Raw genomic sequence first — 12,559 nt, forward strand, 5'->3', positions numbered from 1 at the left:
TACAGCCGTCCGTTAGGGAAGGTTCATCATAGCTTTTTCCTTTGGTAAAGACCTTCTCTACGCCCGAATATACAGCGTAAATTCCTGTCCGTCTCTGACCGGTTCCTGAGCCATCGTGTAGCCGTGCTTCACCACTTCTTCCGGTACGTTGCGGAAGGCGGCCGGGCAGTCTGCAATCACTTGCAGTAGCTGCCCTTTTTTCATATCGCGAAGGGTTTCCAGCGTATAAATGACGGGGTAAGGGCAGGATTCGCCCCGGATATCGAGTGTGTAATCAACGGACATGTGTGGTGTCCCCTTTCTTGAATCCGGTTCCGAACCGGTAGTTTTTCTGCCAATAAGCGGCCACGGCAAATCCGGCCGCAAGCAGCGCAAGCGTAGCGAACAGGGCGCCGTAAGGGCCCATCAGCGGGATCAGGTTAATCTTCGAGCCGCTCTTCGCGAGCAGGTTGAAGACGCCGAGATGATCCCAAGCGTAAGCCAGTGCGGTCGCTCCGATAATGTTGCCGATAAAGACCGGCAGAAAGACGACCTGGCCTTCCATCAGCCGGTACATCATACCGGTTTCGCAGCCTCCCGCAAGCACGATGCCGAGGCCGAACAAAATTCCGCCCACAAGCGTGCTGGGTGCGGCAATTTTGGTGATAGGCTCCAGCCCGTACACGAGGATGATGATCAGTGTAGCCACAGAGCTGATCGCCATGCCTGCGGTAATGGCCTTGGTCATGGTGGCCCGGCCGCTGATCCAAAGATCCCGGAACGCCGAGGTGAAGCAGATCTGCCCGCGCTCGATCAGAATGCCGAAGGCTGCGCCGAAAATCGCGGCGGCGCCGAGCATGGTTTTGCCCGCGGCGAAGAAATAAACGATAAGCGCCGCGTAAGCGAGGGCAATCGCAGCCCCCACGTAAGGCTGCACGATCCGTTTCTTCGCGGCTGACGGGGCTGCGGCCGTATTGCCCTTGCTCAGCACGGGCTTGCCTTTCCACCAGGCCGTGTTCACGACCTTCACGCCGAGATAAGTGCCGATCGCGGTAGCCGCGATGAAGATCCAGGAGTGCAGCGAGAACTGCGGCACGCCCGTGAAGAAGGCGGCCAGGTTGCATCCGAGGGCCAGCCTTGCGCCGAACCCGGCGATAATCCCTCCGGCGAAGCCCTGCACAAGCCGGCGTTTTTGCTTCGGGATGCGGATTTTAAAATTGTTGCTGAGCAGAATCATAACGAGGGCGCCGATAAACATCCCCCAGACGATCCATCCGTCGGTACGGGTCAGTGTAGTCCCATTCATGCCGACCAGCTTGAAATAAGCCCAATCCGACACATCCACGCCGAAGAGCTGGAGAATGTGCCCGCCCAGACGGGTGAATTCCCCGGTTACCGCCCAGACGGTTTTTGTAATGCCGAAGTATAGAGCGCTTAAGACGCCGGCCAAACCCATGGCGATATAAGGACTCCAGTAATGAGTAAAAATTTTTTTGACGGTCCCCTGCATACTTCTTCTAGCCCCTTACTCTGAGTAGTCAATTTTATCTATTCTTCATTCTACTACAACCTCCGGAACAATAGGGGAATCCCGCTTTATAAAAAATTCCGTAAAAAACAAAAAATCAGGGCAAAAGTTTCTTTTGCGCCTGATCCGATTTGTGACTTTATCCGTTCCATGAGGGGAACCCGTTATTCGCTTCCGTCTTTAACGAAGGCAAGCAGCTTCTCCAGCCACTCCGACTCCAGCTTCATCCGGCTCTGGACATACTCCTGAATGAGATGAACGCTCGGCGGCGTTTTATCCTTGAAGGTATCCCATTCCTGATTCTGCTGCTCGGTTCTGTTCCTCAGCTTGTCCATGACTTCCTCGATCAGAAAAACGAGCTTGTTTTTGTCGGCATGCTTCAGAAACAGGGTAGGCGAGTAGAGCGATTCGACTCCGGTGAAATTCCGGAAGCTCGCGTAGATTTCCTGTTCCAGAAACTCGCGGCCTTTCGGGGTGATTCCGTAGGTCGTTTTCTCCGGGCGGTTATCGTCGCGGATGACTTCCCGCTTTTCGATGCATCCCTTTTTTAACAGGACATCAAAATTGTAGTAGAGGGTTCCGTCGCTGATCTTATGGACGTCTTCCATGTTGTTCTTTTTGAACATTTTCTTTATATCGTAAGGGTGGTGGTTGCCTTCGCATAAGATTCCCAGAATAAAAATCTGCAGTGACATCGGAAAGTCTCCCCTTTGAACTATCATGGTGAAAAGCCGGGGGCCATCGGGCCCGCAGACTTTTCTTATTTTACACGAAGAGAGCTCAAGAAGCATCCGCCAGCGCTTTTTTCTTAAATCCGGTAGAAACGAACAGATAGGCCAACTGTCCGACCACAAGCGACGCTATGGCCATACCGGCGAGTCCGAGGAGGTTTTCCCCGATCTTGCCTCCGCCGAAAAGCAGGCTGAAATCGGTTTGGACGGTGTAGTACATGATGGAGATGTGGCTTATCCATCTGAACAGAGCCGGCATCATATCCTGCGTCATGACGGCGCCGCTGCTGATGGTCTGGAACAGCATAAGCGTCAGGTTCGCGAATATCGCGGCGTCTTTGAGCAGGTAGCAGAAAATAGACATAAATTCGATCGCCGCGAACAGCTCCAGCGCATGAACGAGCCATACTTGAAGGAAGACGCTGGCCTCGTAACCGCCTTGAATCAGGAAGTAAATCGTCAGGCCGATCAGCGGAGAGAAGAAGGCGACAAGCGCGTTTACTCCCTGCGCGTACCAGAAAGCCTTGGCGCGGCCGAGGATAGGGGTATAGGCCCGGGTTGCGCCCGTAACCATCATGGAAAAAATCATGGCTCCCACATAACTGACCATGGCCAGGAAGAAAGGCGCCATCTGGTTATGCATCCCCGCAGGCACTTTATTGATATTGATCGTGTTCGGCGCAAGCTTCGCCGGGATCTCGGCCGCGAGCTGCTTGGCCTGCTCTTCGGGCATATTCAAGTTTTGCAAAATGCCCTGGGCGCTTTGGACGGCGAACTGCTCGTTCAGGCTGCCGGTAATTTGCGCAACGACCGACTGCATCGTACTGGTAACCGTCGCCGGGTTGGACTGGTTGATCATAAAATCTATGGGAGCTTTCTGGTTCTGCTGGGATAGCTTCTCCGTAAAGTTCGCGGGGATATGGATAACCATATGAACGTCACGGTCGTTTAGCTCCTCCCGGGCCTGCTCCAGAGAAGCGCCCGTCGTGACGCGGAAAGGCAGCTCTTTCTGCAAGCTGGCGGCGATTTCCTTGCCGGCCTGCGTATCTTCGTTGACGATCGCGACCTTAAGTTCGTCGATATTTTTGGGAATCGCGCTGTATCCGGACATAAAAATGGCGATAAACGCGACCTGGTAAAACAGGATCATTGTTAACCCGCCGATCACGGCTTTGCTTTTCATAAAATTTAAAAATCCGTTCACGTGATTTCACTCCTAGAGAAATATATTCTATCTAAAGTACTCTAATTAGAGTAATTTATTTTTGTAATTCTACGCTTGGTGGGCCAGCTTGTCAAATGAATAAATGATGAACGGGTCTTAAACATGAAACTAAGTCAGAAGACTTAAATTTTACGAAAACTTTATCGAAAAAAGTCGAAAACATCATGTTTTAAATCCTGAAATTAAGGTTTAATAGGAATTAAGACCTAAATACTACATAAAAAAGAGGAACCTTATGAAGTTTAAACAGAAGCTTGCGCTCAGCTTTGCAGCGGTATTGCTGCTCACTCTCACGGTCGGGGCTATCGGGCTCTACCAGCTTACCTCGGTAAACAAGGTTTATCAGAGTCTCATTAACGACCGGGTAGAGAAAATTCTGCTTATCAAGGACTTGGGAACAACCGCGGCCGAAGAAACCAAAAACGTGCGGGGTTACCTCCTGACGGGCAATGAAGAACATTTTAAAAGCTATGAGCAGGACAGACAGACGTTCAAAGCGGAAATGAGCAAGCTGCAGGCTAATATACACCAGGACAAGTCCAAAGAATTGGCCGCCCGGTTAAGCAGTCTGGAAGAACAGTATGCGGGTATCGTGGACGAAATAGCGGCCTACAAAAAAGTGGAGGATATCCGGAATTACACCCGGCTGGTAGAAGAAAAGTGCGTGCCCATGGCCCGCCAGCTGGCGGATACGGCTGCGGAGCTGGAGGACTTTCAGCAGTCGCAGTTGAACCAGTCCGTTCAGGAGATTTCGCACAAGGTAAGTGACGTCAAGATGCTTCTGCGGGTCACGCTTCTTACGGCGCTTGTCGCGGGAATCGTGCTCGCCTATGTGATTACTCGGATGATCGCACGCCCTGTAACGCTGGTGGCCCAGGCGGCCAAGCGGATCGCGGAGGGCGATTTGACGGGCGACGATGTGCGGCTGAGGCAGAAAGACGAAATCGGCCAAATGGCGGGGGCTTTTAATGAAATGAAAGCGAATCTGAGGACGCTGCTCGCCAAAATCAACCGGAATGCCGTTGAAGTGGCCGCCGCTTCCAAGGAGCTGTCGGACGGCTCCGAACAGGCGGTCACGGGCGCGCAACAGGTGGCCGAATCGATGCAGGATATTTCCGGGACGGCCGACCGGCAGGTGAACCAGCTGCGTGAAAACAAGCAGGCGATTGAGGAGAGCGCTCAAAGTATCCAGCGCATTGCGGAGTCCGCTTCGATCACGGTGGAGTCATCGGAACAAGCGGCGCTTCAGGCGGAAGAGGGTAGAAAGCTGCTCGGGGAAACCGTGGACCAGATGCGGCAGATCCGGACCACGATAGAACAATCCGCCGAGGTTATTCATGACCTGGGCGAGCAGTCCAGAAACATTGAGAAGATCACGGCCTTCATCCAGGATATCGCCCGCCAGACGAACCTCTTGTCGCTTAATGCGAGCATCGAAGCCGCAAGGGCGGGGGAGCATGGCAAAGGGTTCGCCGTGGTGGCGGGAGAAGTAAAGAAGCTGGCGGAGCAAACGGGGGAAGCTTCGGAGCAAATCGCGAAGGGGATTCAGCGGATGGTGCAGACGGTTGCCCAATCGGTGACCGCCATGAACCGAGGTTCCGCGGAGGTGGAGGCCGGAACGCGCGTTATGAACCGCACCGGGGAAGCGTTCAACGGCATCTACCAAGCGATCGGGGCCGTAACCGGCCAGGTGCAGGAAGTCTCGGCCGCAACCGAAGAGCTGTCGGCCGTTATGGAGCAGCTGCTTAAGGCGGAAGAACAGCTCGCCGGCTTGTCTGCGGATATTTCCGGCCATTCTCAGAGCGTAGCGGCTGTCTGTGAGGAGCAGCTCGCCTCCATGGAGGAGATCTCCGCGTCTTCCGACGCGCTCAGCCACATGGCGAAGGAGCTGCAGGATGAGATTCAGAAATTCAAATTCGAGGGCGATGAACCGGGGGCGGCAAACCAGCCGAACGTTCATTACCGAGGACACGGGGAGCTGGCCGCATCGGCTTCCTAAAGCGTTCCGGCCTGCCCTCAATAAGAACAGCCGTCAGCCTCGGAGGAAACTCCGGCGCCGGCGGCTTTTTGGCGTATGGGCAGAAGCAAGGCATGGGCGGCCGCCCATACCCGTTGTTCAGGGCATCAGCGTAAGATGTAACCGCCGTCCGGGAAAAGAGTGCTTCCGGTCGTGTAACCGTTCGTCATCAAGTACACGACCGTGTGCGCCACTTCGTCCGCGTTTCCGGTCCGGCCCAGCAGGCACATGTCGTTGTACGCGTTGTACGACTCCTCCCGCTTCTCCCGAGAGGCGCCCTCCCAATTGAAATCGGTCACAATTGTGCCCGGCGAGACCACGTTGACGCGCACGGGAGCCAGCTCGACCGCAAGCGCTTTGCCGAGGCTTTCGATGGCTCCGTTGCAAGCTGCATAGGAAGCCCCGTCGCCAAGCGGGCGCTGGCTGAAAGCCCCTGACATCAGCACGACGGAGCCGCTGCGGGACAGATAAGGCACCGCATATTTGACGGCGTTATACTGCGGCCAGAATTTTCCCTCGAAGCAGCTGTGCGCGGTCTCCGCGTCCGAGGTGATCGGTCCCCGCACATAAGAAGCGCCCGGGGTGAACAGATGATCGAAAGCTCCGACCCGGTCGAAGAACGATTGCAGCTCGTCTTCGTTTCGGTTGTTCAGCTTGAAGGTGCGCACACGCCCGGCCGGGTGGATATCCTCATGCGGCGACACACCGCACGCCGGAAGCTTGAGCGCTTCTTCAGCCTGTTTCAGCTTTTCCGCGGAACGTCCCGCGATAATCACTTCCGCTCCCTGTCCGGCAGCCAGCCGGGCTGTCGCCAGCCCGATTCCGGAGCTTCCTCCGATAATCACGACACGCCGGTCTTGTAACGTTGACATCGCATCCATCTCCTCGTTTCGTAGTTAAAGCTGAGGGCAAACGCGTTTGATTTTCCGGGATTGTCCGTAGCGGATCGCCAGATCCAACCGGAACCGGATGTCCGGATCATGGATATCCGTCCGCAGCAGCTCCTGGATTCTCTCCAGCCGGTACAAGACGGAATTGCGGTGGATGAACAGTTCTTCGGCCACCTGTTTCGTGCTGCCCGACTTCAGGTAAGCTTCGAGCGTCGGCAGCAGCTCCGTCCCGGCTTCGCCGTCGTAATCCAGCAGCGGCTGGATCAGCTCTCCGTGAAGCTGTTCCAGAAGCGGGTGACCGGCGATGTCCATGAGCAGATGCTCTACCAGCCTGTCATGGAAATGGAGCACTTCCGGCTGATCCGCCGCCTGCTCTCCGAAAGCCAGCGCCTGCCGGGCTTCCAGGCAGCTCGCGTGCAGGTCCGCGTATTGGCCGCGGACAGTGCCGATGCCGCACCGGACGATTATGGCGGCTGCGTCCGCTCCGACGATCCGGGAAGCCCTGGCCTCCAGCTCCGCCTTATACTTGCGGGCGGTTTCCAACTGCTTCCCGGTCTCCGGCCGGTCTGCCGCGCAGATAAGGAGCAGGCGGTCGTTGATCTCGACGGCCAGCCGTCTTTGCCCGCCGCTGTCGCGGTTCACTTCTTCGGCCAGGCGGGAGTGGAGGGTCTTAACCGTCTCGGAATCCGTATCCGCGGGACAGGAGGCCCGGAGCGCCATGACGTAAACGAAGCCGTCGTAAGGGATGCCCAGATGCTTAGCCCTGTACCGGAGCAGGTCTTCCTGGCGGGAAACTCCGCCCGAGAGAAGCTCCGCCACAAAAAGCTCCTGCTCCCGCGACCGGTGAAGCTGCTGGGCCTGCCGGATCGTAAATTCGATGGCGAGAGCCATCACGGCATGATCCAGGCACATTTTCTCGAAATGGTCACCGTCTTCCAACTTCCGCGTAAGAGACAGCGTTCCGAATATCCGGTTCCCCGTAAAAACAGGACGGTTCTCCACACCGGCTGCCGCATTATAGTCCGCCGTGCAGCTCTCCACGTCGCCTTCCCGGTTGAGAATGGCCACTTCACAGCGCAGCAGCTTCCCGATAAGAATCACAAGCTCCGAAAATTTGCGGTTCAGGACCATACCGGTGAACTGCTGGTTTACTTCGTGGACTTCTTTAAGCAGATAAGCCTGCCGCTGCAAAATCTGGTCCATAATGGAGCGCGTCATGTCCATGAAAGGCACGTCCAGCGGAATATCGAACAGCGGAATGCCGTAGCGGTTGCTCAGCTCGATCGCTTCGGGATGCACTTCCTGCAAATACCGCTTCGTTTTGATGCCGACGGCAGAGCCTCCGACCCGGTGCATCTCGTCGAGAAGCCTGCACAGCATGGACGGCTCGAACCGGAAGGAGTAGCCCGTGGTCAGGATAAGCTCATTGGGCCGCAGCCAGCCTGTGAGATCCGGCGTCTCCATGCAGTCTACATAAAAAATTTCGTTAGACAGCCCTTGTGCCCCCGCCAAAACCTCGGCTCCCCGGAAGAGCGGCATATCGAGCAAATTTTTAACCGTAAAAGACGTCGTCATCGGCTCACCTCGCAGATAGATCATGGCTTGATCGTACCACAATCTCCCGGAATGCAGGCAAGAAGCCCGCCCTCATGCGATTAACTATACCAGAGGCTTTTCGCGCTTCGTATGGGCCGCAAACTAAAAAAAGTCCGGGGCGTTTGGGCGGCGGCACAAAGAAAACGTATGACCCGCGTCCTTGGGAAAGGGCGACTTTTTGCCGTTCCGGCCGAGACGAATTATTTTCAAAAGATATTTCCCGATTCCGGAAGAAAAAGCATTGACGTCATATACTTATCGTTATAATATTTATCGTAATAAATAAATGCAGGAAAGGAATGCCATGAAACTTACGGATTATTGCGTCAAGGTGGGCGAGCTGCTGCGGGTGATTGATACGAAACACGCCAAAATCGTCAACCAGCACTATTCTCCGCATAACCTTACGGCTCCGTCGATCAACATTTTGCTTCTTCTCGATAAGGAAGGGGCCATGCGGGTCAGTGATATCGGGTCGGCGCTCAATATGGTCGACAGCAACGTTTCAGCCATTTGTTCGCGGTTGGAGAATATGAACCTGGTCGAGCGCTTCAGGACGAAGGAAGATCAGCGTGTGGTGAAGATTCAGTTGTCCCCGGAAGCGGAGGACAAGATGAAGGATATTCTCGCCAACGTGCAGGAGTTTCAGGAGCTTTTCGTTAAAAACTCGTCGCTGGAGGAGCTTGAAGCTATTGTCCGGGGACTTTCACTGCTGGAACGGCTGCTGGATAACGTTTTGAAAGAAAAGATGAAATGAGATGCCGGAGAAACGAGATGCAAGCTTACTAGCGCCTAGCCAGTCAGGCAGCCGCGGCTGCTCATGCAGAAACGCACAGCCGGATGGCAGGCATTCTCCTAAGCTACCGAAGATGTCCTGGTGGACATCAAAGATGCGGCGTCGGCTGCGGATTGGGTAGCGGCTCGGTAAGCGCCATGAAGGCCAAGGAAGACCAAGGAAGACCAAGGAAGACCAAGGAAGACCAAGGAAGACCAAGGAAGACCAAGGAAGACCAAGGAAGACATCGAAGGCGATGGGGACCTGCTGGAGTAACCTAGGTGTGTGTTCCTCTATCATTTATCCGACTAAACAGATGGGTTTAGATGTAAACAAAAGGTTCGCAGGGATTTCATTTTTTATCAGGAGGGGTTTTTATGAAATGGTCCAAAAGTTTAGCTGCTGTCCTCATGTCCGTCATTGTTCTATCGGCAAGCGCGTGCAGCGGAACGGGAAGCCCGGAAGGGGCGGAGGGGTCGTCCGCTCCGAAAACAGGCGGCAGCCTTATCGTGGCGATCAAGGACGATCCGAAAACATTCAATCCGCTGTACGCCGGAGACCGCATGTCCCTTACGATCGGCAAGTCGCTGTTTGCGCCGCTTTTCAGCATCAATGACGGCAAGAAAACGTTCGTGCTGGCGGAGAGCCTGACGCCGTCCGCGGACCTCAAGTCATACGTGCTGAAGCTGCGCGACGGCCTGACATGGCATGACGGGCAGAAGCTGACGGCCGATGACGTCGTGTTCTCTTTCGAGCAGGTGCTGGACGAGAAGCAGCACAGCTATTTCCGCAGTCTGTTCGTGCTGGACGGCAAGCCTATCCAGGCGAAGAAAATCGACGACCTGACCGTGGAATTCACGCTTCCGCAGACAACCGCGGCATTCGAGGGCGCGCTGGTACAGCTGATCCCCGTTCCAAAGCATATTTTCGCGGGAGAAAGCGATCTGGAGAAAAGCTCCAAGAACAACCGGCCGATCGGCTCGGGGCCGTTCAAATTCAAGGAGTACCGTCCGGGAGAATATGTGACGCTGGAACGGTCCGACTCTTATTTTGCCGGGAAAGCGAAGCTGGACAGCATCACTTACCGCGTGGCCAAGGACAGCAGCGCGGCAGTACTTGCCCTCCAAAACGGGGAAATCAATATGATGCTGATCGAGCCCCAGGACTACAACAAAGTGAAGGGCACCGGGCAGGCGAACGTCATCACGTTCCCTTCGGGCGGAGTCACGACGATGGTGTTCAACACGAACATCGAGATGATGAATAAGAAGGAAGTCCGCCAGGCTATCGTGCACGGCCTCGATAAGAAGGAACTGATTACGACGGGTTTTTCGTCCCAAGAGTTTGCGGAGCCGGCTTCTTCCATTTTTTCGCCGGATACTTTGTACCAGCAGAAAGATCTGAAGGGGTACGACTATAACCCTGAAAAAGCGAAGGAACTGCTTAAAGCGGCCGGGGCCGAAGGGCTGAAAATCCGCTTCGCGTACTTCAACGGCAGCAAGGCGGAGGAGAACATGTCGCTTTACTTGCAGCAGAAGCTGAAAGCCATCGGCGTGACCGTGGAGCTGATTCCCCTGGACGGAGCGGCGCTGGGCAAGAAAGCCCTGAACAAAGACAACAAGGAATACGATATGTCCTTCGGCGGCTATAGTATGGGCTTCGAACCCGATGCCTACAAACCGCTCTATCTCAGCAGCGGATCGTACAATTATTCGCATTACAAAAACAGCGAGTTCGACGCGCTGTGGACGAAAGCGGCCGTGGAGACGGATTCCGCCAAACGCGCGAAGCTCTACCAGTCGATCCAGGAGATTTCCGCCGAGGAAGTCACGACGTATCCGATCGCTTACGGCAAGTCGATCGTGGCGGTAGACGCGAGATTCGGGGGTCTCGAAGAGGCTGTGCCGAAACAGGTTGTGCTGTTTGACGATTACTCGAAAATCTACATGAAATGAAGCCGGTAGTCCGGACGGAACCAAAGACAACCAGGCGTCATTGACGGAGGAATTTCTTTTGGGAAAATACGTGCTGCACCGCATCCTGCAGTTGATACCTATCCTGCTCTTTATTTCGATCGTCTCGTTTGCGCTGATCCGGCTGGCTCCGGGAGATCCCGTTCTTTCTTTTGTAACGCCGAATATGAGCCCGGAGGACGTGGAACGGATCCGGCAGAACATGGGGCTGGATCAGCCCCTGTACATCCAGTACGGGTTATGGCTCAAAAATGTGCTGGCGGGCAATTTCGGGTATTCGCTGAACAATCACAGGCCCGTGCTGACCCTGATTGTGGAACGCCTTCCCGCAACAATCGGGCTGATGGGCTCCGCATTCCTGCTCTCGCTGCTTATCGCCGTTGTGCTGGGACTCATCTCGGCCGTGTATAAAAACAAGCTGGCGGACCGTGTGCTCAGCCTTCTGTCGTACATCGGCATTTCTTTGCCGGGCTTATGGTTTGCGCTGATTCTGATCTACGTCTTCACCGTTCAACTGCACTGGCTTCCGAGTATGGGGATGCGGACGATCGGTGTCCATTCCGCCTGGGATGTCATCAAACACGGCATCATGCCTTGTCTGGTCCTGTGCATCACGCATGTCTCCGTGTTTATGCGCTATATCCGGTCGAGTACGATCAGCCAGTTGGAGGAGGATTACGTCCAGATCCAGTACGCCTACGGCTCGACCAGACGTACGGTACTTTTCCGCCATATTCTGAGGAATGTGCTGCTGCCCGTGATCACGCTGTTCGGCTTGTCCTTTGCGGAGATTATCACCGGTGCTTTTATTGTGGAAAGTATTTTCTCATGGCCCGGCATGGGCTCGCTCGGCATCAACGCGGTCTTCGGTCTGGATTATCCGCTCATTATGGGCATGACGATGATGTCGTCTTTCCTGCTCATTTTCGGTAATTTGCTGGCCGACGTGCTGTACGGCCTGGCAGATCCCCGAATAAAAACGATGAGGTGAGGACGAATGAACTCCATGAGATGGCGCCTGCTCAAGGCGCAGCTGCTCCGGCAGAAGTCGGGCCTCGCGGCGCTGATCCTGCTCGGGCTGTACGCGCTGGCGGCGATATTCGCTTTCGCCGTTCCGTACGACCCCAATGCCATTCATCTGACGGAGCGTTTGCAGCCCCCGAGCGCCGAGCATTGGTTCGGGACGGATGACAACGGCCGCGATTATTTCGCGCGGGCTTTGTACGGCGGCCGGGTTTCGCTCAGCGTAGGCTTCTTGTCGATGATCTTGTCCGTCGTTATCGGGACGGCCGTAGGTACGGTCAGCGGGTATTTCGGCGGCAAAACGGACAGTTTTATTATGCGCGGGGTCGATATTCTGTTGTCTATTCCGTCCTTTTTCCTGATGCTTATTCTGAACGCCTATTTAAAGCCGAGTATTCTGACCATCATTCTGATTATCGGCCTGCTCAGTTGGATGTACATCTCCCGGATTGTGCGCGCGGAGACCATTTCCGTCAAGGAAAGGGAATATGTGCTGTATGCCCGTGTGTCCGGGCAGAGCACCTTCCGGATAATCGCCCGGCATATTATTCCGAGCATTGTCCCGACAATTATCGTGGCCGCCACGATTTCGATAGCAGGTACGATTATGATGGAATCCGCTTTGAGCTTTCTCGGGCTCGGCGTACGACCGCCTTATGCCTCCTGGGGCAGCATGCTAAACAACGCCAAGGGTTATTTGGGTGAAAACTTCTACCTGGCCTTGTTTCCCGGCTTATTCATTCTGACGACAGTTCTTAGCTTCAATTACCTGGGTGATGTGTTCCGTTCGGCGTTTGAACCGAAGGTGAACCGGCGCTAATT

At 54.9% G+C, this 12,559-nt stretch carries 11 protein-coding genes; 5 read left to right on the forward strand and 6 right to left on the reverse strand.

The genetic code is table 11. From position 1 onward, the window contains the following. Nucleotides 1–57: 57 nt before the first annotated feature. The 4 genes from yedF to KVT34_RS20540 all read right to left on the reverse strand — a co-directional run bounded on the left by yedF (nt 58) and on the right by KVT34_RS20540 (nt 3,442). Nucleotides 58–285, reverse strand: coding sequence for a sulfurtransferase-like selenium metabolism protein YedF (yedF, locus tag KVT34_RS20525; protein WP_009675875.1), 228 nt, complete (start codon nt 283–285; stop codon nt 58–60). Continuing rightward, entirely contained in the window at nt 275–1,489 is a 1,215-nt protein-coding gene (yedE, locus tag KVT34_RS20530) for a selenium metabolism membrane protein YedE/FdhT (protein ID WP_217560699.1), read from the reverse strand. The genes yedF and yedE overlap by 11 nt, the downstream gene beginning before the upstream one ends. Before the next feature lie 182 nt (nt 1,490–1,671). Next, complete coding sequence (locus KVT34_RS20535) at nt 1,672–2,202, reverse strand: PadR family transcriptional regulator (protein WP_217560700.1); 531 nt, start codon at nt 2,200–2,202, stop codon at nt 1,672–1,674. Between the two features lie 85 nt (nt 2,203–2,287). After that, on the reverse strand, nt 2,288–3,442 hold the full coding sequence (locus KVT34_RS20540) for a YhgE/Pip domain-containing protein (protein WP_217560702.1): 1,155 nt from the start codon (nt 3,440–3,442) through the stop codon (nt 2,288–2,290). Nucleotides 3,443–3,698: 256 nt separating this feature from the next. Here KVT34_RS20540 and KVT34_RS20545 point away from each other — a divergent pair, with 256 nt between their 5' ends. Then, nucleotides 3,699–5,462: a methyl-accepting chemotaxis protein gene (locus tag KVT34_RS20545; protein WP_217560703.1), complete on the forward strand. Its 1,764-nt coding sequence runs from the start codon at nt 3,699–3,701 to the stop codon at nt 5,460–5,462. 125 nt (nt 5,463–5,587) lie between these two features. Here the strand turns inward: KVT34_RS20545 and KVT34_RS20550 are convergent, their stop codons facing one another. Both KVT34_RS20550 and KVT34_RS20555 read right to left on the reverse strand, forming a co-directional pair. Continuing rightward, a complete protein-coding gene (locus KVT34_RS20550) occupies nt 5,588–6,361 on the reverse strand; it encodes an SDR family oxidoreductase (protein ID WP_217560704.1) in 774 nt (257 codons plus the stop codon). Nucleotides 6,362–6,376: 15 nt separating this feature from the next. Next, the gene (locus KVT34_RS20555) at nt 6,377–7,945 is read right to left on the reverse strand and encodes a PucR family transcriptional regulator (protein ID WP_217560705.1); all 1,569 of its coding nucleotides are present in this window, start codon (nt 7,943–7,945) and stop codon (nt 6,377–6,379) included. A gap of 325 nt (nt 7,946–8,270) precedes the next feature. Between KVT34_RS20555 and KVT34_RS20560 the strand changes: the two genes are divergently transcribed. The 4 genes from KVT34_RS20560 to KVT34_RS20575 all read left to right on the forward strand — a co-directional run bounded on the left by KVT34_RS20560 (nt 8,271) and on the right by KVT34_RS20575 (nt 12,557). Beyond that, nucleotides 8,271–8,723, forward strand: a complete 453-nt coding sequence (locus tag KVT34_RS20560; RefSeq protein ID WP_217560706.1) for a MarR family winged helix-turn-helix transcriptional regulator — start codon at nt 8,271–8,273, stop codon at nt 8,721–8,723. Nucleotides 8,724–9,118: 395 nt separating this feature from the next. Then, complete coding sequence (locus KVT34_RS20565; protein ID WP_217560707.1) at nt 9,119–10,696, forward strand: ABC transporter substrate-binding protein; 1,578 nt, start codon at nt 9,119–9,121, stop codon at nt 10,694–10,696. 58 nt (nt 10,697–10,754) lie between these two features. After that, nucleotides 10,755–11,705, forward strand: coding sequence for an ABC transporter permease (locus KVT34_RS20570; protein ID WP_217560708.1), 951 nt, complete (start codon nt 10,755–10,757; stop codon nt 11,703–11,705). A gap of 6 nt (nt 11,706–11,711) precedes the next feature. Further along, entirely contained in the window at nt 11,712–12,557 is an 846-nt protein-coding gene (locus tag KVT34_RS20575) for an ABC transporter permease (protein WP_217560710.1), read from the forward strand. Nucleotides 12,558–12,559: the final 2 nt, after the last annotated feature.

Source organism: Paenibacillus sp. GbtcB18 (assembly GCF_019091125.1).
Classification (GTDB): domain Bacteria; phylum Bacillota; class Bacilli; order Paenibacillales; family NBRC-103111; genus Paenibacillus_F; species Paenibacillus_F chitinolyticus.

What these genes read in the sequence shown, in the direction of transcription:
- yedF (WP_009675875.1), bottom strand. Translation starts at nt 285, where the DNA reads ATGTCCGTTGATTACACACTCGATATCCGGGGCGAATCCTGCCCTTAC.
- KVT34_RS20560 (WP_217560706.1), top strand. Translation starts at nt 8,271, where the DNA reads ATGAAACTTACGGATTATTGCGTCAAGGTGGGCGAGCTGCTGCGGGTG.
- KVT34_RS20565 (WP_217560707.1), top strand. Translation starts at nt 9,119, where the DNA reads ATGAAATGGTCCAAAAGTTTAGCTGCTGTCCTCATGTCCGTCATTGTT.
- KVT34_RS20555 (WP_217560705.1), bottom strand. Translation starts at nt 7,945, where the DNA reads ATGACGACGTCTTTTACGGTTAAAAATTTGCTCGATATGCCGCTCTTC.
- yedE (WP_217560699.1), bottom strand. Translation starts at nt 1,489, where the DNA reads ATGCAGGGGACCGTCAAAAAAATTTTTACTCATTACTGGAGTCCTTAT.
- KVT34_RS20575 (WP_217560710.1), top strand. Translation starts at nt 11,712, where the DNA reads ATGAACTCCATGAGATGGCGCCTGCTCAAGGCGCAGCTGCTCCGGCAG.
- KVT34_RS20550 (WP_217560704.1), bottom strand. Translation starts at nt 6,361, where the DNA reads ATGGATGCGATGTCAACGTTACAAGACCGGCGTGTCGTGATTATCGGA.
- KVT34_RS20545 (WP_217560703.1), top strand. Translation starts at nt 3,699, where the DNA reads ATGAAGTTTAAACAGAAGCTTGCGCTCAGCTTTGCAGCGGTATTGCTG.
- KVT34_RS20535 (WP_217560700.1), bottom strand. Translation starts at nt 2,202, where the DNA reads ATGTCACTGCAGATTTTTATTCTGGGAATCTTATGCGAAGGCAACCAC.